17 protein-coding genes are annotated in these 20,086 nt (G+C 67.2%); 10 read left to right on the top strand and 7 right to left on the bottom strand.

Features of this window, described 5'->3' with window-relative positions; all coding sequences use genetic code 11:
• Nucleotides 1-115: 115 nt before the first annotated feature.
• The 5 genes from ACOOHP_RS04785 to ACOOHP_RS04765 all read right to left on the bottom strand — a co-directional run bounded on the left by ACOOHP_RS04785 (nt 116) and on the right by ACOOHP_RS04765 (nt 3,806).
• Nucleotides 116-1,117, bottom strand: a complete 1,002-nt coding sequence (locus ACOOHP_RS04785) for an NADP-dependent oxidoreductase (protein WP_420465319.1) — start codon at nt 1,115-1,117, stop codon at nt 116-118.
• A 63-nt stretch (nt 1,118-1,180) separates the two neighbouring features.
• Entirely contained in the window at nt 1,181-1,693 is a 513-nt protein-coding gene (locus tag ACOOHP_RS04780; protein ID WP_420465318.1) for a hypothetical protein, read from the bottom strand.
• A gap of 43 nt (nt 1,694-1,736) precedes the next feature.
• Entirely contained in the window at nt 1,737-2,216 is a 480-nt protein-coding gene (locus ACOOHP_RS04775) for a hypothetical protein (RefSeq protein WP_420465317.1), read from the bottom strand.
• Nucleotides 2,213-3,142 carry a metal-dependent hydrolase gene (locus ACOOHP_RS04770; protein WP_420465316.1) on the bottom strand — a complete coding sequence of 310 codons (930 nt, stop codon included), beginning with the start codon at nt 3,140-3,142 and terminating at the stop codon, nt 2,213-2,215. Before ACOOHP_RS04770 ends, ACOOHP_RS04775 begins: the two co-directional genes overlap by 4 nt.
• Nucleotides 3,135-3,806, bottom strand: coding sequence for a TetR/AcrR family transcriptional regulator (locus ACOOHP_RS04765; RefSeq protein ID WP_420465315.1), 672 nt, complete (start codon nt 3,804-3,806; stop codon nt 3,135-3,137). Before ACOOHP_RS04765 ends, ACOOHP_RS04770 begins: the two co-directional genes overlap by 8 nt.
• A 388-nt stretch (nt 3,807-4,194) precedes the next feature.
• On the opposite strand from ACOOHP_RS04765, the gene gspC reads away from it, so the two are divergent.
• The 6 genes from gspC to ACOOHP_RS04735 all read left to right on the top strand — a co-directional run bounded on the left by gspC (nt 4,195) and on the right by ACOOHP_RS04735 (nt 11,782).
• Entirely contained in the window at nt 4,195-5,082 is an 888-nt protein-coding gene (gene gspC / locus ACOOHP_RS04760) for a type II secretion system protein GspC (protein WP_420465314.1), read from the top strand.
• A gap of 3 nt (nt 5,083-5,085) precedes the next feature.
• On the top strand, nt 5,086-7,263 hold the full coding sequence (gene gspD, locus ACOOHP_RS04755) for a type II secretion system secretin GspD (RefSeq protein ID WP_420465313.1): 2,178 nt from the start codon (nt 5,086-5,088) through the stop codon (nt 7,261-7,263).
• Nucleotides 7,264-7,276: 13 nt separating this feature from the next.
• On the top strand, nt 7,277-8,764 hold the full coding sequence (gene gspE / locus ACOOHP_RS04750) for a type II secretion system ATPase GspE (RefSeq protein ID WP_420465312.1): 1,488 nt from the start codon (nt 7,277-7,279) through the stop codon (nt 8,762-8,764).
• A gap of 101 nt (nt 8,765-8,865) precedes the next feature.
• Nucleotides 8,866-10,083, top strand: coding sequence for a type II secretion system inner membrane protein GspF (gene gspF / locus ACOOHP_RS04745; protein ID WP_420465311.1), 1,218 nt, complete (start codon nt 8,866-8,868; stop codon nt 10,081-10,083).
• Between the two features lie 120 nt (nt 10,084-10,203).
• On the top strand, nt 10,204-11,034 hold the full coding sequence (locus ACOOHP_RS04740; RefSeq protein ID WP_420465310.1) for a formylglycine-generating enzyme family protein: 831 nt from the start codon (nt 10,204-10,206) through the stop codon (nt 11,032-11,034).
• 43 nt (nt 11,035-11,077) lie between these two features.
• Nucleotides 11,078-11,782, top strand: coding sequence for a BglII/BstYI family type II restriction endonuclease (locus ACOOHP_RS04735; RefSeq protein ID WP_420465309.1), 705 nt, complete (start codon nt 11,078-11,080; stop codon nt 11,780-11,782).
• On the opposite strand, the gene ACOOHP_RS04730 is transcribed toward ACOOHP_RS04735, so the two are convergent.
• The gene (locus tag ACOOHP_RS04730) at nt 11,770-12,630 is read right to left on the bottom strand and encodes an MT-A70 family methyltransferase (RefSeq protein ID WP_420465308.1); all 861 of its coding nucleotides are present in this window, start codon (nt 12,628-12,630) and stop codon (nt 11,770-11,772) included. The two genes, ACOOHP_RS04735 and ACOOHP_RS04730, sit on opposite strands and share 13 nt — an antisense overlap.
• 303 nt (nt 12,631-12,933) lie before the next feature.
• Between ACOOHP_RS04730 and ACOOHP_RS04725 the strand changes: the two genes are divergently transcribed.
• The 4 genes from ACOOHP_RS04725 to ACOOHP_RS04710 all read left to right on the top strand — a co-directional run bounded on the left by ACOOHP_RS04725 (nt 12,934) and on the right by ACOOHP_RS04710 (nt 17,155).
• Nucleotides 12,934-13,875, top strand: a complete 942-nt coding sequence (locus ACOOHP_RS04725; RefSeq protein ID WP_420465307.1) for an alpha/beta hydrolase — start codon at nt 12,934-12,936, stop codon at nt 13,873-13,875.
• 28 nt (nt 13,876-13,903) lie between these two features.
• The gene (locus ACOOHP_RS04720) at nt 13,904-15,313 is read left to right on the top strand and encodes an OprO/OprP family phosphate-selective porin (RefSeq protein WP_420465306.1); all 1,410 of its coding nucleotides are present in this window, start codon (nt 13,904-13,906) and stop codon (nt 15,311-15,313) included.
• 29 nt (nt 15,314-15,342) lie between these two features.
• Nucleotides 15,343-16,410, top strand: coding sequence for a hypothetical protein (locus tag ACOOHP_RS04715; protein ID WP_420465305.1), 1,068 nt, complete (start codon nt 15,343-15,345; stop codon nt 16,408-16,410).
• A 91-nt stretch (nt 16,411-16,501) separates the two neighbouring features.
• A complete protein-coding gene (locus ACOOHP_RS04710; RefSeq protein ID WP_420465304.1) occupies nt 16,502-17,155 on the top strand; it encodes a LuxR C-terminal-related transcriptional regulator in 654 nt (217 codons plus the stop codon).
• Here ACOOHP_RS04710 and ACOOHP_RS04705 read toward each other — a convergent pair whose 3' ends face one another.
• The gene (locus ACOOHP_RS04705) at nt 17,156-19,792 is read right to left on the bottom strand and encodes a PAS-domain containing protein (RefSeq protein ID WP_420465303.1); all 2,637 of its coding nucleotides are present in this window, start codon (nt 19,790-19,792) and stop codon (nt 17,156-17,158) included. It abuts the gene before it with no gap.
• Between the last annotated feature and the right edge of the window lie 294 nt (nt 19,793-20,086).

Raw genomic sequence — 20,086 nt, 5'->3', positions numbered from 1 at the left:
GCACTCGTCGGGCACGTCGACCCGGCAGGGGCTCGCCCTAGTCCGCGTCCCACCTGTAGCGTGGGCGCGGCGTCGAAGGATTCGGCTTCAGGCGCCGCGCCGGAGGCTTCCGGTTCTATTCCGGATCCGGCGCCACCCGCACCATGCGCTTGCCGCGGTTGTTGCCGTTGAGCAGACCGACCAGCGCCTGTGGGGCGTTTTCCAGGCCATCGACGATGTCCTCGGCGACCTTGATCTGCCCCGAGGCCGCCCACTTCGCCAGATCCGCCATGGCCTGCGGGTGTTCGTCGGCGTGGTCGAGCACGATGAACCCGTGCACCGACAGGCGCTTGACCACCACCGACATCGGGAACGAGGTCATGCGCGGCTTGTGCCCCTTGTCGTAGCCGGAAATCGCGCCGCAGCAGGAGATGCGGCCGAAGTCGTTCATCTGTGCCATGACCGCTTCGAGCACGTCGCCGCCGACGTTGTCGAAATACACGTCGATGCCCTCGGGGCAGGCCGCGCGCAGCTGCTTGCCCAGATCCCCGGACTTGTAGTCCACGCAGTCGTCGAAGCCGAGTTCGGACTTGAGCCAGTCGGTCTTGTCCTTGCCGCCAGCGATGCCGACCACGCGACATCCCTTGAGCCGCGCGATCTGGCCGACGAAGGTGCCGACCGATCCCGCCGCGGCCGACACCACCACGGTCTCGCCCTCCTTGGGCCGCCCGAACTTGAGCAGGCCGTGGTACGCGGTGAGGCCGGCGATGCCCAGCAGCGAGTGCAGGTGGCTCAGCGGCCGGTGATCCGGCATCGGCGTGAGCTTGGCCGGCGCGACCACGAAGCGGTCGGCCCAGATGCCGTCGGCCAGCACGATGTCGCCGGCCTTGAATGCATCCGCCTTGCTCTCGATCACCTGCGACAGGGTGTAGGTCGCCATCGCATCGCCCGGCTTGACCTGGTCGCGGTAGGTACGGCCGTGCATCCAGGCGCGGTTGGCGGCGTCGATCGACATCAGCAGGTTACGCACCAGCACCTGGCCCTGCGCCGGACTCGGGTCGGCCTCCTCGCGCAGCTCGAAATGCTCGGCCCTGAGTTCGGCCTCTGGGGTCTGCTTGAGATAGATGACACGGTTCACGGGGTCTCTCCGATGGTGGTCAGTTGGAATTCAGCACTGGTCGCGCAGATAGCGGACCGAAGCTCAGGCGCGGCGCAGCATCCGGTGCGCGGACAGGCCGATCAACGATACCGCGATCACGGTGAAGGGAATCGTGCTGCCCCCCACAAGGTAGCCGACCATGCCGGCGAGGTCTGCTTCGCCGAAGCGGGTGGTGCCGGCGGACAGGCCGCGATTGCTGGAGACGTTCGCGCAGTGGAAGAAGATCGTGTTGCCCCAGCCGGTGTAGACCATGCCCCACACGATCCAGGCCTGCGCGCGCAGGCCGGGCAGCACATGCACCAGCGCGAAGCCGATGATCATCATCATCAGCCCGTTCATCACGCCGGCGACGTGGGCCACGCGCCAGCCGCGCTCGCTGCCGGGGAACGGGGCATCGGTGGGAATCGTGAGCGGCCACACCGTCACCGACTCGAGGATGACGAACACCAGCCCGAAGCCGGACAGCAATCCGATCACGGCGATGATGGCGCCGTGCATCAGCAGCCTCGAGCGGCCGCGCTCGGCCGCGCGTTGCAGCGTGTCGCTGTGGTTCATGTCTCCTCCCAGGTGAGAGCCGGCAGCGCGCCGCGGGGTTCGATCAGCGCTCGGGGCGCAGCGCCTTCCAGGCGATGATCGCCATCAGGATCATCACGCCGCCGACGCCGATGTAGAACAGGCCGAACGCGATGTTGTTGGTGAGCGAGTCACTCACCGCCAGGCCGCGGCTCTCCGGAAAGATCGGGTCAAAGGCCGAAGCGATGACGATGGTCCAGGCAATCACCAGCATGCCGTAGACCACGCGCCGCAATCCGACCATCGTGAACGGCATGTGCGGCAGCACCGCGGCGCCGATCCAGATGATCGCGCCGTTGACGATCGCCTCCATGTGCGCCATGCGCCAGGCGTCGTAGGTGCCGGGCATCTGGTAGTCGATCTTTCCCGGTATCGGCCACAGGCTGATTTCGCCGATCAGGAAGAACAGGAAACCGAAGCCGATCACGCCACCGACGAAGATCAGCAGCGCGCCGTGGCCGATCATCAGGCGGCGAAGGGGCTTGAGCTCTTCGACGGAAATCATGAGGCGCTCCCGGCGGCCAGCGTGTTCGAGGACGCAAACGGCACCGGGATCACCGGGTCGCGCGTATCGAGCAGGGGAATCGCATCGCCGCCGCTGCGTGCGTGACCGGCCAGCCAGTCCTGCACCCACTGCGGATCGCGTTCGTGGCGCGGGTTGTGCCCGGGCAGCGCGGCGCGCAACAGGTAGGGCGCCACGGTGCGCACGAAGCTCCACAGGTGCGCGGCCAGTCGCAGGCGCGAACGCATGCGGCTCCACAGGCCGTCCTTCTGCAGGATCGCCTTGTAGCCGCGCATCGAATACCACATGACGTCGAGCGAGCCATGGAAGACGCCGATCATGCGCGCGAAGTAGCCCGCGATCCCGCCGCCGCAGGCGGCGCGGTAGACGTCGAAGGCCACCAGCTTGTGTTCGGCTTCCTCGACGAAGTGCCAGAGGACGAACGAGGCCACGCGCGTGTCGGAATTGCCGAACAGCCGCACGCGGTTCTCGATCAGCCAGCGGGTCACGCCCAGGGTCATCGCCTCGAAGCCGGCGGTGTAGGCCATGCGTGTGCGCAGCGAGCGCTGCGACAGCTTCGCGTACGAAGCCTTCAAGTCGTCCTCGATCACCGCCAGTTCTGGATAGCGCCTGGCCTTGAGCAGTTCGTTGAAACGACGGTGCGCCTTGTAGTGATGCTGTTCCTGGGTGTTGAACGCGCGGCCGGTCTCCTGCACGTGTGCGTCGTCGATGCCCTGGATGGCCTCGCGCACGGTCTTGATCAGGAACGGCTCGAGGTAGGGCATGGTCAGCGACGCGCCGTTGACCATGGCGCAGAACTCGGGGTCGTCCGGCTTCCAGTGCGGATCGAGGTCGTCGGGGAACTCGAAGGGAATGCTGCGCGGTACCGGCACGCGCTCGGCAACGATTGCGGACAGGTGATCAGCCATGGTTCTCCTCCCGGGCCTTGATGGCGGACGGGCGGCCGTTGGCCGCCGCGTAATGTTCCATGCCGGTGCGCAGTGTCTGGATCAGTACCGGCACCAGCGCGTCGAAGCTGCGCCCCATCTCGAACTGGCCCGCCACCTGCAGCGACACCAGGCCGTGCGCGCCGATCCAGAACAGGTGGCTGGCGGTGAGCGGATCGATCTGCGCGGGCAGGCTGCCGTCGGCCTGCCCCGCCGTGATGACGCGCGTGCACACGTCCAGCGCATCGTGCTTGGCGGCGCGGAACTCGATCGAGCGCCGGGCGATGCCGCCGTCGTCGAGATTGAAGAACATCAGCGCGTAGCGGTGCGGTCGCTCCACGCCGTTGCGGATGTAGGCCGCGGCCAGGGCCTCGAGCTGGCGGTCCGGCTGGGGCAGGCCGTCGATGGCCTCGAGCATCACGCCCTCGATCCAGCGATAGGCACGCGCGCGCAGCGCGGTGACCAGCTCTTCCTTGCTGGCGAAGTAGCGATACGGCGCCGAGTAGCTCAGGGACATTTCCGTGGCCAGCCGGCGCAGGCTCAGCGCCGCCAGGCCGCCGTGCTTCTCGAACACCGCCATGGCGCCGTCGAGGATCTCCTCGCGCTTGCGGCTGCGCTCATCCGGGGACTGTCGCTTTCGAGCCATAGAATCAGTTGACACTATTAACGTAACATCGTCAACTAATCTCGGAAAGACCTTCCATGACTGGAATTCAGACCTGCGACGAGGCTCCGTTGCGGTGAACCATGGGTGATACCGAAGCCGGCGGACGTCTTCGGAGATTCGGCAGGGTGGCTCCTCGATCGTTCGGACCGCGCCAGTCGAAACGGGGTGCGACGGCCGCCGATCACCGCACCCTCCCAGGGCCCGCGGCGCCGAGACGATTCGGAGACCGGGGACTGGAACACGATCCGACGTCGCGATGGCTGCGACAGTGACCCCGGCCCGAACGCCGGACCAATTGCGCCGTCCCTGTCGGCGCGATGCACGCCAACCTGCCCGTGCCGTCATCTGACGCAAGCTATCATTCGGGATGCCCTCGACCCTTTCGCAAACTGCGCCGGTTTTGCGCCGTCTGGCCGAACAGCACGGCCGGCGGCTGCCGCGCATGGCCGAGTGGCTGCTGACCGGCGCGGTGGCCTATGCCGCAGCGCTGCTGTTCTGGAAGCTGCTGCCGGTGCCGGAATCGGCGCGCTGGGCGCCGCCCCCGGCGAGCATCGCGGCCGGTCCAGCGGCACGCCAAGGGCCGGATGTGGAGGCCATCGCCGCGGCGCACCTCTACGGCAAGGCCGCGGCGGACGCGGCGCCCAGCCTGGATGCGCTGAGCGAGGCACCGGACACGCGGCTGGACCTGACCCTGATGGGCATCCTGGCGGCTACGGCCGAACGCGGATCGCGCGCGCTGATCGGCTCCTCCAACGGCGAGGAGAAGCCCTATGCCATCGGCGCCGACGTGGTCCGCGGCGTCAGCCTGCAGGCCATCTTTGCAGACCGCGTGATCCTGTCGCGCGCCGGCCAGCTGGAAACCCTGCGCCTGGACAAGGACGCGCCGCGCGCAGCGCCGGTGGAATCGGCAGCCAGCGGCGCCGGGTCAGGCAATGCCGACACCGCGGCCATGCTCAGCACCATCCGCGACGAGCTGCTCAACGACCCGAGCCGCGCCACCGAATACATCCGCATGCAGCCCTCGTCCAGCGGCGGACAGTTGCGCGGCTATCGCATCTATCCCGGACGCGACCGCGCCATCTTCACCGCCGCCGGGCTGCGTCCGGGCGATCTGGTCACCGAAGTCAATGGCATACAATTGAATGATGCCAACACCGCCCTGCAGATGCTGGGCCAGCTCAGCTCCGCCACCAGCCTGACCGTGGTGGTCGAACGCGGCGGGCAACCGCAGACCGTGAACGTCAATTTCAACTAGCGCATGAATTCTCTCGTTAGAGCGCTGCTCGCGGTCGCCATCGTTTACAGCGGCGCGATCCGTGCGGACGTCACCCTTAATCTCAAGGACGCAGACATCACCACGCTGATCCAGACCGTCAGCGAGGTCACCGGCCGCAATTTCATCGTCGACCCGCGGGTCAAAGGCAAGGTGACGGTGATCTCCTCCAGCCCGATGAATTCCTCGGGGCTGTACGAGACCTTCCTGGCGGTGCTGCAGGTGCAGGGCTTCGCGGCGATTCCTTCCGGCGACACCGTCAAGATCGTGCCGGAGACCAACGCCCGCCAGGACGGCGGCAGCTACAGCTCCGGCGGCGCCGGCCTGGCGATCGACGAGGTGGTCACCCACGTCTACGCCATCCAGAACGTGTCGGCCGCGCAGCTGGTGCCCATCCTGCGCCCGCTGGTGCCGCAGTGGGGACACCTGGCGGCCTACGCGCCCAGCAACATGCTGATCATCTCGGATCGCGCCGCCAACGTGCAGCGGCTGGAACGCCTGATCCGGCAGATCGACCAGTCCGGCGATCGCGGCATTGAGATCGTGCGCCTGGAGCACGCCACCGCCAGCGAGGTGGTGCGGGTACTGACCTCGCTCAATCAGGGCGACAAGCAGGGCCAGCAGGATCCCACCCAGCGACCGGTGGCGGTGATCGCGGACGAACGCTCCAACGCGGTGCTGATCGCCGGCGACCGCGCCGAACGACAGAAGCTGCTGGAGATCGTGGGGCAGATCGACATTCCGGTCGGCGAAGACGGTGCCACCCAAGTGGTGTACCTGCGCTATGCCAGTGCCGAGAACCTCGCTCCGATCCTGGAAGGCTATGCCCAGCAGGTGAACCAAACCGCGCCCGGAGCCGCGCCGGCCGGCGGCGCCCAGGCAGCCAACGCGAATCGTGGTGGCGGCAGCGGCGACGTGCGTGTGCTGGCAGACCCCGACACCAATGCCATCATCATCACCGCGCCGCCCAAGACCATGCGCCAGGTGCGCGACGTGATCGCGCAACTCGACATCCGCCGCGCACAAGTGCTGGTGGAAGGGATCATCGCCGAGGTCAGTGCCAGCCGATCCAGTTCGCTGGGCATCGACTGGGCGGTGTTCAACGGCGAGCGTATCGCCGCCGCCGGCATCCTCGATCCGGCCACGCTCGGCGCGGTGCAGGGACTGGGTCAGCTCGGCTCCACCGGCACCGGAACCAGCAGCTCCGCCAACTCCGACCTCGCTGCGCTGGGCCTGCTGGGCAACGGCATCAACATCGCCGGCGGCCGTTTCGGCGGCAGCGGCACCAGCTTTGCCATCCTGCTCAAGGCGATCAAGGGCGACGGCGATTCCAACGTGCTGTCCACACCGACTCTGGTGACGATGGACAACGAGGAAGCCGAAATTTCGGTAGGCCAGGAGGTGCCCTTCCTCACCGGCTCCTTCAGCAACACCGGCGCCACCGGCGGCTCCCAGCTCAATCCGTTCCAGACCATCGAGCGCAAGGACGTGGGCCTGACCCTGGGCATCACACCGCAGATCAACGAGGGCAACAGCATCAAGCTGGAACTGAACCTGGAAGTCTCCAGCCTGGCGCCCGGATCCGGTGGCGGTGCCGTGGACCTGGTCACCAACAAGCGCACCCTGACCAATACAGTCAGCGTGGAGGACGGCCAGGTACTGGTACTGGGCGGGCTGATCGACGACAACTACAACGACACCCAGCGCGGCGTGCCGTTTCTCAGCGACATCCCACTGATCGGCTCGCTGTTCCGCTTCCGCTCGGTCAACAAGGACAAGCGCAACCTGATGATCTTCATCAAACCGGCGATCCTGCGCCGCGCGGCCGACGGCGACTATTACTCGCGCCGCAAGTACGAAGACCTGCGCACGCTGCAGCATTCGTCCGGCGCCGGCAAACGCATCCCCCTGATCGGCGGCGAGCGCATCCTGCTCGACCCCTACGACGCCTACGCCGCGCGCGACGAACAGGCCCGCATCAAGCGTCAGGCCGCCGCTGCCGAGGACGCCGCCCGCGCCAAACCCGACGGCGACGACCCTCGGCCCGCCGTGCTTGATGCGCCGCGGACGCCGCCTGGTGGCGGTTCGACGGCCCCGCCCGACGAGCCGGTACCGCTGCCGCCCGCAGACGGCGGGGCTGCGCCTGCTATCGAGCAGCCCTGAGTCCGCACGCAGCATGGAGCCTCTGCGGCGCCCGCCGTTCGCTTTCGCCAAGCGCCACGGCCTGATCGTGGGCGAAGACCGTGGCGATCACGTGGTGCTCGCCGCCCGCCCCGGAACCAGCATCGAGTCCCTGCAGGAAGTGCGGCGCTTCCTCGGCCGGCCGGTGCGCCTGCACGCGGTGGACGCTTCCGAATTCGACGCGCTGCTGTCGCGTACCTATGAAGGCGCCACCGGCGCCGCCGCCAGCTTGATGGACGGTCTGGACGCCGACGACAACGATCTCGATGCGCTGGCGCAGGCTTTGTCCGACAACCAGGACCTGCTGGAGTCCAATGACGACGCCCCCGTCATCAAGTTCATCAACGGCCTGCTGGTGGAGGCGATCAAGGAGAACGCCTCCGACATCCACATCGAGAGTTTCGAGTCTCGTCTGCAGGTGCGCTTTCGCGTCGATGGCGTGCTGCGCGAGGTGATGCAGCCGCCACGTGCCCTGGCCCCGCGGCTGGTGTCTCGCATCAAGGTCATGGCCAAGCTCGACATCGCCGAGAAGCGCCTGCCGCAGGACGGCCGCATCAGCCGCAACTTCGGCGGCCGCAAGGTCGACGTGCGCGTCTCCACCATCCCCACCGGGGCCAATCAGGAACGCGTGGTGATGCGCATCCTGGACAAGCAGGCCGAGCGCCTGGACCTGGGCGAACTGGGCCTGGACACGCAGCAGATCGAGGTGCTGAATCGCATCATCTTCCGCCCCTACGGAATCCTGCTGGTGACCGGCCCCACCGGGTCGGGCAAGACCACCACGCTGTACTCGGCGCTGAGCGTGCTCAACGACCGTTCGCGCAACATCATGACGGTGGAAGACCCCATCGAGTACTACATCGATGGCGTCGGCCAGACCCAGGTCAATTCCAAGGTGCAGATGACCTTCGCCAAGGGCCTGCGCGCGATCCTGCGCCAGGACCCGGACGTGGTGATGGTGGGCGAAATCCGCGATCTGGAGACCGCGCAGATCGCGGTACAGGCCAGCCAGACCGGCCATCTGGTGCTGTCGACCCTGCACACCAATACCGCGGTCGGCGCGGTCACGCGTCTGCGTGACATGGGCGTGGAGCCCTACCAGTTGTCCTCGTCCCTGGTGGGCCTGATGGCGCAGCGTCTGGTGCGTACCCTGTGCCCGCACTGCAAGACGCCCTACGAGCCCAAGCTGGTGGAGGTCGAACAGCTGGGCCTGCCGGCCGAGCGCCACGGCAGCTTCCAGTTGTACCAGCCGGTCGGCTGCGGGCTGTGCCGGCACACCGGCTTCCTGGGCCGCAGCGGCATCCAGGAACTGATTGAAGTCGATCGCCAGATCGAATCCATGATCCATGACGTCGCCAGCGAACAGGCCATGGAGACCTACGCACGCACCCGCGGCCCCGGCATCCTGCAGTCCGGCCGCAACAAGGTCGTCGCCGGCGAAACCACGCTGCGCGAGGTGCTGCGCGTGACGATCGAGGAATGAAAAGCGGGGAATCGGGAGTCGGGAATCGGGAATCGACCCAGCCGCGGTGTGCGTCGGCTCCTACGATTCCCGATTCTCCATTCCCGATTCCCGCGTAGCCCATGGCCGCCTTCGAATACACCGCGCTCAATGCATCCGGCGGGCAGGAAAAAGGCCTGATCGAGGGTGACACCGCGCGTCAGGCGCGCAGCAGTCTGCGCGATCGCGGGCTGATGCCGCTGGAAGTGCGCGAGGTGCAGGAACGCAGCGCCGCGCAGCGCTCGCTGTTCGGGCGCGGCGGCGGCAACATCAGTACTACCGAGCTGACCCTGTTCACCCGGCAGCTCGCCACCCTGGTGCGCTCAGGCCTGCCGCTGGACGAGGCGCTGACCGCGGTGTCGCAGCAAAGCGAATCGAAGAAGGTCAAGCGCATCGCGCTGGGTGTGCGCGCCGCGGTGCTGGAGGGCTCCAGCATGGCGCAGGCGCTCAACCAGTTCCCCAACGCTTTTCCGCCCCTGTTCCGCGCCACCGTGGAGGCCGGCGAGCAATCCGGCAAGCTGGACCTGATCCTGGAGCGTCTGGCCGAATACGTGGAGCGGCGCCAGGTGATGCAGCAGAAGGTGCTGCTGGCGGCGTTCTACCCCGCCATCCTCACCGTGGTCGCGGTGGGCGTGGTGATCCTGCTGCTGACCTACGTGGTGCCGCAGGTGGTTGGCGTGTACGGCGACATCGACCAGGAACTGCCGGGCCTGACCCAGGGCCTGATCGCGCTCAGCGACTTCCTGCGCGACTACGGGCCTTACCTGCTGGTGGCCGGCGTCATAGGCGCCATCGGGTTCGGCCGCATGATGCGCAACCTCGAATTCCGTCGGCGCGTGCACCGCTTCCAGTTGCGCCTGCCGCTGATCGGCCGGCTCACGCGCGGCGCCAACACCGGCCGCTTCACCCGCACCTTGGGGATCCTGTTCGGCAGCGGCGTGCCGATTCTGGACGCCATGCGCATCGGTACCCAGGTGGTGTCCAACGTGCCGATGCGCGATGCCATCGAACACGCGACGACGCGGGTGCGCGAGGGCGGCGGCCTGGCGCGCTCGCTGGGCGACAGCAAGCTGTTTCCGCCCATCGCCATCCACCTGATGGCCAGCGGCGAATCCTCCGGCCGCCTGGACGAGATGCTGGACCGCGCGGCAGAGAATCAGGAACGCGAGGTGGAGACGCTGGTCGCCGCGCTGATGGGCTTGTTCGAGCCCATCCTGATTCTGACCATGGGCGGCATTGTGCTGCTGATCGTGCTTGCCATCCTGCTGCCGATCTTCGATCTCAACCAGTTGGTCAAGTAGGGCGCGCCTCCGGCGCTCGGCGAGCGGTCGCCTCACGCCGCTTCCGATGGGTGACACTCCCGCGGGCCGGTCGCATCGTCTGCGGCTGAGGATCGATGTCGAACGAGCTGGAGACTGCAGATGTTGAGATCGGAAGTTCGGCGGCGGCCAAGCCCCTCGCATCGCCGTCTGTTCGCGTTGTCTTTCGCGGCGCTGATGACCTGCGGGCCTACGACTGCAGCACCTGAACCGTCCGCGCCAAGCTCGGCTGATTGCGCGCACTGTCCCCAGATGATCGGCCTCCCCGGAGGCGATCTTCTGATGGGCGACCACGCCGCTTTCGGCGCGACCGAGGAAGTTCCGGTGCACGCGGTGCACGTGAAACCCTTCCAAATCGGCAAATACGAAGTGACGTTCGACGAGTGGGATGCCTGCGCCAGGTCCGGCCCTTGCAGCGCCGACATATTCGACCAGAGATGGGGCAGAGGCCGCCGACCCGTGGTCAACGTTCGATGGGACGAAGCGCAGACCTATGTGCGGTGGCTCAGTGCGCAGACCGGAAAGCACTACCGCCTGCCCACCGAAGCGGAGTGGGAGTACGCCGCTCGGGCCGGTACCCGGACGGTTTATCCCTGGGGCGACCACATGCTTCCCGGCATGGCGGTGTGCTACAGCGAGTGCGGAGAAGAGGCGGACAAGAGCGCCGTCGTCGGCAGCGCCGCGCCCAATGCCTTCGGACTGCACGATCTGCACGGCAATGTGTGGGAATGGGTGGAGGACTGCTGGAACGACACCTACAAAGGCGCGCCGGCTGATGGCAGCGCATGGACCGCGGGCGACTGCGAACGTCGGGTGGTGCGCGGCGGGGCCTGGCTCAGTCTTTCCTTCGATGTGCGTTCGTCGATCCGCACCGCGCACCCGTCGTCGATCCGCTACAGCAATCTCGGTTTCCGCGTTGCCAGAACCGAGTAGCACGACGGATCGATCCACAGAAGGGTCAGGCTACACTCGGCTCATGTTCGAAACCGCAACCTTTGACGATCCCGTTGTTCTTGAGCCGGCCATCCGGAAACGCTGGGCGTCTCTTGAGACCAGTTCCGCGGCAGCCGTTTTGCGAGCGGTCTGCCCGGAGGAGTGGCGGGATATCACATCGGTACTCGCGGCATTTTCCTTGAACCCGTCGCTCTGGCTGAAGAAGGGCGGCAATCGCGGCGATATCGCCAAACAGATTGACGATTCGTTTGCAGCGCTTGGCTGGCGGGAAACCCGGGTAGACCTGATCACCGAAGGCGTGCTGGTGTCCAAGAAAGGTCTGGAGATGGAGCGCCTCCCTGCCGTTCGCCAGGAAGGCTATTTGGTCGACAATTTCAAGGGCCGCGTTGCGCTCGACGTCGAGTGGAATGCGAAGGACGGCAACCTGGATCGCGATCTTTCGGCTTATCGCGCGTGGCACGAGGCCGGGGTTATTTCTGCTGCAGTTTTGATCACGCAAGACCGGGTACGTCTGAAAACGCTCGCGGAGCGTCTCTGGGCCGATCACCTGGAAAAGCTTTCCGGAACGAAGCGCCACACCAAGCTTCCGATCGACCTCGGAACTTCAACGACGACCAATCTTGAAAAAGCTGCGCTTCGGGTCCGCCGCGGTGTGATGGGAACTTGCCCCCTACCGATCGTGGCTGCAACAGAGGCCACCTGGAACGGGCGGCCTTACAGCCCCTGAAACAGATCTGGCTCCAAGACATCCGAGGTGCGGCCGCGCGGTCTCATCGAGGTCCCGGCCGCTTGCAATAAGCTGCGAACGCGCTGGATCGAGTAGCCAGTGTCGTCAGCGAGCTGCCGTATGCTGCTTCCCCGTTGGTACAGGAAACTCAGCTTTTCGCCGAGGGCCGCGATGCGGGCAGCGTCCAGATGTTCGTGGGGCATCAGGTCCGGCAGTATCGGCCCGCCGGCATAGCCCTTGTGCACCGAACCGCGCGGCGTGACCTCGTCCGAAGACTCGTCTCCCCAAACCGTCCATCCCGGTTGCGGGTGTCGCGCAAAAAGCTCCAGGTACGGACCTGGAGAGCAGGCTTGGATCAGTGCGTATTGCTCGTCCGGCTTGCGGGAATGTTCGCGCTTGCGCGTCTCGATCATGTTGACCTGCGAGCGGCCGGGCGGCAGCGTGCGCGTCGACCCGCGCACGGCGAAGTGGAGCAGTTCGGTGACGTTGCGAAAATAGAAGCCGACCCCGCGTCCATCGGGCCCGCCGTCGATACGGCGCTTTGCCCAGACGATATTGGAGACGTAGCGGAAGCCCCAGGCCGACATCACGTCCAGTCCTTCGGGCAACAGTGCATTGGGGACCCACAAATACAGGTGCGCGTTGTTTGCCGCTACGGCCTGAACCCCCAGCGCTTTGATCGACTCGATCGACATGGTCGAGTACCGATCGAGCCGGCGATGCTCGGGCGCAATTTTGCCGGTGCGATTGGCAAACCGCCACGGCGGATCGGCCAGCACGGTGGAGAATCCGCCCACGATTTCCGGCTGAGGCGGCGGTGGACGTTCAGGGCGTAGAGAGGCACTCATGTTTCCGAGATCAGCATGAAAGATCTTTAATCCAGATCTTTTTGGAAACTTTGACCGACGCCCTCGGTCAGCCGCTTTGGGTAAGGCCGCTCAGCTTCGCCAGCGAGATCTCGCAGACGCGGATTCCGGCTCCGCGGCCCAGCCGTGCTACGCCTTCCTACGTCGCGCCCGATCAACGCTGTGCAGGCTCCCCTAACTCCAATGTGTTATTTGAGCGCAGCCAGGTAGAGCGTAAAAAAGCAGCCGACGCCGATCGGCCCGCAGGTGCAGCGAGCCCTCGATAACCCGGCGCGAGGAGACCGCATGTACCTGTCATCCCGCATTCTGTGCTGCCTGCTGCTGACACTGACGATCGCCGGCCCGACGCTGGCGGCAGCATCACCCGAAGTCCTGCCGCTGTGGCCGGCCGGCACCCTGGACGCGGATACCGTTCGTGGCCCCGAACGCGTCGGTCGCGAAGGCAGCGGCCTGGGCGCGGTTGCCAACATCTCCGAGCCGCGCATGGCGATCCACCGTCCGGCGCGGCCGAACGGCACCGCGGTGGTGATCGCCGGTGGCGGCGGCTATTTCCGCATCCAGATCGGCCGCGGCAGCGAACCGGTTGCCAAGTGGCTCAATGCCGTCGGCATTACCGCCGCGATCCTCTACTACCGCCTGCCCGGCGACGGCTGGCCGGCGGCGGCACCCTTCGCCGACGGCCAGCGCGCAATACGCTTGCTGCGCGCGCGCGCCGATGAACTGGGCATCGACCCGCAACGCATCGGCGTGATCGGCATGTCTGCCGGCGGTCATCTGGGCGCCATCCTCGGCAGCCGCTTCGAGACCGCCTTCTATGAGCCGGTGGACGCGGTTGACGGTGTCTCGCCACGCCCCGACTTTACCGTGCTGCTGTATCCGGTGATCTCGATGGCGCCGCCGCTGGACACGACGCGCTCGCGCCAGAAGCTGGGCACCGATCCCGACGTGGTCGAGGCGTACTCGGCCGAACGCCACGTCCAGCCGCGCTCGTCGCCGGCCTTCCTGGCGCACAGCCTTGACGATCCCATCGCCGACCCCGACCACAGCCGTGTGATGGCGGCCGCCCTGGAGCAGGCGGGCGTGCCGGTGGAATTGCATCTGTTCGACAGCGGCGGCCACAGCTGGGGCATCGGCCTGCCTGGCACGCCCACCGCCACCTGGCCACGCCTGTTCATCACCTGGGCTCGCCAGCAGGGTTTCGTCGGGACTGCCCGATCCCGGCGCTGACCCACCGTCTTCCTTACTGGAGCCTCCCATGAAGCGCTTTCACCGAACCGCGATCGCCAGCCTGCTGGCGATGGGCCTCACCGCCTTCGCCGGCCCGTCCCTGGCCGCCGATGACGCCGCCGCACTGGCTGCGCAGTTGCAGGGTCTGCAGGCACAGATCCAGGCGCTGCGGAACCGCATCGCCGAACTGGAGGCGCAAAGCGAAGGAGCCGACCCCGATACCCTGGCCGACCTGCAGGCGCAGATCATCCAGCTCAGCACCGCCGCCAGCAGCGCAAACGAGACGGCAAGCTGGAATCGCGGCGCCCCGGAGTTCCGCAGCAGCAACGGCGAACTGCGCTTCCGTCCGCGCGGGCGCGTGGTGTTCGACGTCTCCACCACCCAAGGCTCGGACTTCGACGAACGCAACATCAGCGGCACCGAGATGCGCGCGGTGCGCCTCGGCGCCGAAGGCCGCATGGGCGCCCTACGTTACAAGGTCGACACCGACTTCGCCGATCAGGAGGTGTCGGTCAAGGACGCCTGGATCGCCTACGAGTGGCGCGCGCTGAACCTGCCGATGGAGCTGTTCCTCGGCAACAAGCTGCGCGAGCGCGGCATCGACGCCTCCAACACGCTGGTTCGCAACCCGTTCCAGGAACGCAACGCCGTGGCCGGCGTCACCGGCGCGGTCAACAGCTACTACGGCCTTGGCACCTCGCTGAAAGTCCACGGCCATAGCTGGCACGTCGGCATGAGCATCACCGGCGACGATCTCGACAACACCGGCAGCGCCGACGACTCCATCGCCTACAGCGTCCGCACCCACTGGAATCCGTTGAAACGGCCGCAGGGCTTTGTCCATCTCGGCACCTGGTATTACTACGAGAAGATCAGCGACGAGGTCGCCACGATCAACAACATCCCGCGCATCGGGCCGTTCTTCAACGACAACCTGCGCGTATCCGCCAGTTCCCTGAGCTCGCCCAGCCGCAACGAAGGCTGGGGTTTCGAGCTGGCCGGGGTCTACCGCAACTTCTGGGCGACCAGCGAAATCGGCGAGCGCCGCATCGGCCTGCCCTCGACGGTCGTCATCGGCGGCAACGATCGCGTCGGCCGCGAGGCCTGGGCGGTGTCCGCCGGCTGGCTGATCACCGGCGAGCGGCCCGGCTTCAGTACCCGCTCCGGCGTCTGGGGCACCACCCGCGTTCTGCGCCCGGTGACCGAGGGCGGCTGGGGCGCCTTCGAGTTGGCGGTGCGCGCCGACGACTTCGACTTCACCGACGCCGAGCGCGGCGGCGACGGTCAGCGCACGACGCTCGCGCTGAACTGGTACCTCAACAACCACTCGCGCCTGTCGCTCAACTACTACGACTGGACCACCGACAACCAGGTGGGCAGCTTCCAGGGCGAAGACAGCGGCGAGTCGATCGCCCTGCGCGCCCAGGTGGTGTTCTGATGCCCGCCGACCGAGCCTGGAGACCCGCGATGAAAACACCGCTCCCCTTGCGCCTCGGCGCGCCCCTGCTGGTGCTCGCGCTGCAGGGCTGTGTCGACGGCGCGGACCGTCTGGTCGAAGCCGTCAATCCCGACCCCGACGCCTGTGCCTTCCTGCCGGTTGCGGCGACCACCTACAAGGGCGGCAACACGCTGGGCGAGGAGCTGAGCTTCGATCTCGATCCCACCGACCTGAGCTACCGCATCGCCCTCGACGCCAGCGCACAGCGCGTCGCCGGCAGCGAACGCAGCGGCACGCTGGACCCTCTGGACGACTGCACCTACGCCAGCGACGAGGCCGGTGCGGTGTTCGCACTGGCGCCCAACGGCGTGGTGCTGGGCGGCGTCGCCACCCCGGCCGGCGACGCCTTCGCGCCGCTGGTGGCCTTCCGCGATACCTTCGAGAACAGCGCTGACCCCACCACCTTCAACCCCATCGCCGACATCAACAACATCGTCGGCGTCGACAACACCGGCGGCATCGCCACGCCCTACGCGGCATCCGGCCGAATCCGCAACGCCGGCACCTTCCAGCGTTGTCTGGACGATGCCAGTGGCCGTTTCAACATTTATTCGGCCGGTTGCAGCCTGACCGACAAGGGCTACATCACCTATAACGCAGACCGCAATGCCTTCGATGTCTTTGCCACCGACCCCGAAGGCAGTGCGGTGACCGAGGGCGGAACGCTCAACGGCTCCATGGTGATCGGCCTGGTAGCCGGAGCGCAGGTGCCGGTGCAGCTGCTGCGCGAGTCGGCCGAGCGCTCCGGCTTCTATCTGCATCTGCCGCAGGACCCCATCATCGCCGAGGGCCTGGACGGCAACTATGCGCTGGTCGACAGCGGCGGCAGCAACGCGCTCGCCACCTGGGCCGATACCCTGCTGACCATTGAAACCGACGAGGCCACCCTGAGCTACGACGACCCGGTCGCGGGCGTCATCGGGGCCAGCGGCGCAGTCAACGGCAACCTGCTGGCCGGCCGCGGACTGATCGCCCTGGTACCCGCGGCGGGAGATACCACCGGCCCCGCGCTGAGCATCGGTGTGGTCGTCCCCTGAGCGCTCGGTCGACGCTACTTGCGGCGGATAACCTTGCCCATCCGCCGCAAGCCTGTCACAAGACCGCGGACGCACCTGTCCGGAGCCTGCCGTGAAGCTGGTCATTGCCGACGACCATCCCCTGTTCCGCGCCGCCATCCTGCAGACGCTGTCGGACTTCACCGGCGCCGTGGCGCCGATCGAGGTCGCCAGCGTGAAAATGCTGGAAGAAGCGATGCAGGCGCACGACGACGTCGACCTGGTGCTGCTGGACCTGCACATGCCCGGCGCGCGCGGATTCTCGTCGCTGATCTATCTGCGCGGGGAACGGCCGGAACTGCCGGTGATCGTGATCTCCTCCAACGACCACCCGCGCACCATCCGCCGTGCCGAGCAGTTCGGTGCTGCCGCCTTTGTCCCCAAATCGGCGCCGGTAGAGCAGATCCTCGACGCCGTGGGCAAGGTCATGGCGGGCGATGTCTGGTTCCCCGAGGCGGTCGCGGAACGCAGTGCCGAAGACGACCAGCTCGCCCAGCAACTGGCGCAGCTCACCCCGCAGCAGGTGCGGGTGCTGATGTGCCTGGCCGACGGCCTGCTCAACAAGCAGATCGCCCACGAGCTGGGACTGGCGGAGAACACCGTCAAGGTTCACGTCACCGCAATCCTGCGCAAGCTCGGCTGTTACAGCCGCACCCAGGCCGCGGTGCTGGTGCGTTCGCTGGAACCGGATGCGGTGTCCGGCGACGGCCCGGAGCTCGAAGCCTGACTATTCGCCGCGTCCGCGCAGCAATTGCTGCGTGATCAAGGCGCGCAAGGCCGCCGGCGATACCGGCTTGAGCAGATAACCCCAACCCTGTTCGCGGGCGTGCTGGCGCAACGCCGGATCACGCTCGCCGGTGAGCAGCACCACCGGCGGCGAGCGGCCCCAGGCCGCGATCAAAGCCGGCAGCAGGTCAGGGCCGTGATCCTCGCCCAGGCGCACATCCAGCAACAGCAGGTCGGGTGCCGATTCCGGTGTGGCGGCGGCACAGGCTTCGGCCGCCGACCGCAACACCTGCGTCACACATCCCCAGTTGCCGAGCAGTCCGGCCAGGGCCTCGCCGGAGGCAGGATCGTCCTCGACGCACCAGAGAACGTGGCCGGCGAGGCTGCCGCTCGACGGCATCGCGGCAGGCGCGGCCTGCTTGGCTGCGGCCCGCGCCGCGCCGCGCGGCAGGGTCACCGAGAACACGCTGCCGCGGCCGGGCCAGGAGCGCAGGCCGATGCGGTGTCCCAGCAGGCGGGCGATGCGGTCGACGATGGCCAACCCCAGACCAGCACCGCGCGAGCGCAGGTCGCCCCCGGAATCGAGACGCCGGAACTCCTCGAAAATCTCCGCGTGCTGTTCGGCCGGAATGCCGGGGCCCTGGTCCCAGACCTCGATGCGCAGCTCGTCGTCGAGCCGGCGCACACCCAGCAGCACCCGACCACGTGCGGTGTAGCGCAGCGCATTGGTGAGGAAGTTCTGCAGGATGCGCCGCAGCAGGGCCTCGTCGGTATCAGCCACCACGGTGCTGGACCGATACCGGAAGTGCAGGCCCTTGTCCGTGGCCAGCACCCCGATCTCGCGCGCCAGATCGCCCAGCAGCGGCGCCAGCGGCAGGTGGCGGCGCTTGACCTCCAGGGTGCCGGACTCCAGTCGCGAGATATCCAGCAGACTGTCGAGTATCTCGTCCTGCGAACGCAGCGCCCCTTCCACATTGTCGGCCAGGGCCTGCAGCGCGGGGTCTCCGATGCGGCTGCGCAGGCTGGAGATGAACATGCGCGCCGCATTCAGCGGTTGCAGCAGGTCGTGGACGGCAGCGGCGACGAAGCGGGTCTTGTAGCGGTTGGCGCGCTCGGCGTCACGCCTGGCGGCGTCGAGATCGCGGGTACGCGCCTCGATCCGCCGCTCCAGCGAGTCGGCCAGCGAGCGCAGTTCCCGCGCGGTCTGGCGGTAGGCAGTGATGTCGGCGTAGCTGGTGACGAAGCCGCCGTCGGGCAAGGGATTGCCGCGGATCTCCAGCACGGTGCCGGTGGGATCCTCACGCTCGTGCAGATGCGGACGGCCGGCACGAAGATACTCCAGGCGCCGCTCGATGGTCTGTTCGTCCGCGCCGAGCAGGCCACGCGAGGCGTTGTAGCGCAGCACTTCCTCGATCGGCCGGCCCACCTGGATCAGCTCGGGAGGAAAGCGGAACAACTCGATGTAGCGGCGGTTCCAGGCCACCAGCCGCAGCTCCGCATCGATCACGCTGACGCCCTGCGGCAGATGCTGCAGGCTGGGGCTTTCGCCGTAATCGGCACGCCGCGCCGCCTGCACCAAACCGTCCTGGGCACTGCGCATCTGCTCGGCGTGCTGCGCGACCAGGCGCTGCAGCTCGACCTGGCTGCGCTCGCGCAACTGCGCCATCCGCCGCCGCTGGCGCAGTGCATACACCGCCAGGATCAGCACGGTCAGCGCCGCCATGACCGCCAGCGCCACGATGCGCGCAGCAGCCTCGATCGGCGCGGTCGGCCGCATCAGGTGCAAGGTCCAGCCCGGCCCGGTCACCGGCTGCGACACCCACAGCAACTCACCCGTAGCGTGATGGCGGACCCGCGGCACCGCGGCATCGGCGCGTCCCACCGGCGTGATCGGGAGGGCCTCCAGCGGTAGATCGCCGTACTGGCGCGTGGCTGCGATCGCGGCCTGTTCGGCAGGCGACAGCGGACGCAGATCGCGATAGCGCCAGCGGTCGCGACCGGCAAGAAAGATCACGCCATAAGCGTCGCTCAGAAACACCACGTCGGGGAGCGCCTTCCAGGCCATCTCCAGCGTCGACAGATCCAGCTTCACCACGACCACCCCGATGGCCTCACCGCCGTTTGCAAGCACCGCCTGCGACAGGAAATAGCCGGGCTGCGCGGTGGTGACGCCCAGCGCATAGAAACTGCCGCTGCCCTCGGCCACCGCCTGCTGGAAATAGGGGCGGAAGCGGTAGTCGACCCCGACGTTGCTGTCCGGCGACTGCCAGTTGCTGGCGGCGATGGCGTGCCCGCCGCGGTCCAGCAAGGTCAGCGTGGAGGTGTCGGCAGCGCCGTTGATGAGCGCCAGCTTGCGATTCAGCGCAGCGGAGACCGCCGTATCCGCTGCTGGCGCCGCCAGCGCTGCGCGCACCTGCGGATCCAGGACCAGCACCGAGGGCAGCACGCGGTAGCGTTCGATCAGTGCGTTCAGCGTGTCCTGATGCAGGCGCAGTTGCTCGCGCGCCTGTCCCGCGCTGCTCTGCAGGCCACGCGCCGTTCCTTCGCGTTGCACCACTGCGCCCACGACCAGCACCGCACCGATCGACAGGACCGCCACCAGTGCCTGTCGACGACGGTTGGGTAGAAATTCGATCATGGCCCATCATCGCGCACCCCGCCGCCGATGTGGCCCGCAAGGCTCCGAGGCGCACGGCAGGCCGATATCGGCCGATGGCGCCGTCGACGCCGCGGTGGTCGGGGATCGTCGGCACCGCCCTACTACCATCGCGTTATTGGTCCCGGGTGTCGTCCCTGCCACCATCCGGACAAGGCCCACACCGCTAGCCCGCATTTCTCACAGGTCGCCGGAGAATCCATTGCCTATTCCCATGCTCGCAGCGTTCTTCAAGCTCGCTTCGGAAACAGACTGTCGGAAGATTCTCCGACTGGA

It is taken from the genome of Panacagrimonas sp. (assembly GCF_965216805.1).
Classification (GTDB): domain Bacteria; phylum Pseudomonadota; class Gammaproteobacteria; order Nevskiales; family Nevskiaceae; genus Panacagrimonas.
Note: the sequence above shows the minus strand (reverse complement) of the source record. Positions and strands in the feature narration are given on the sequence as shown.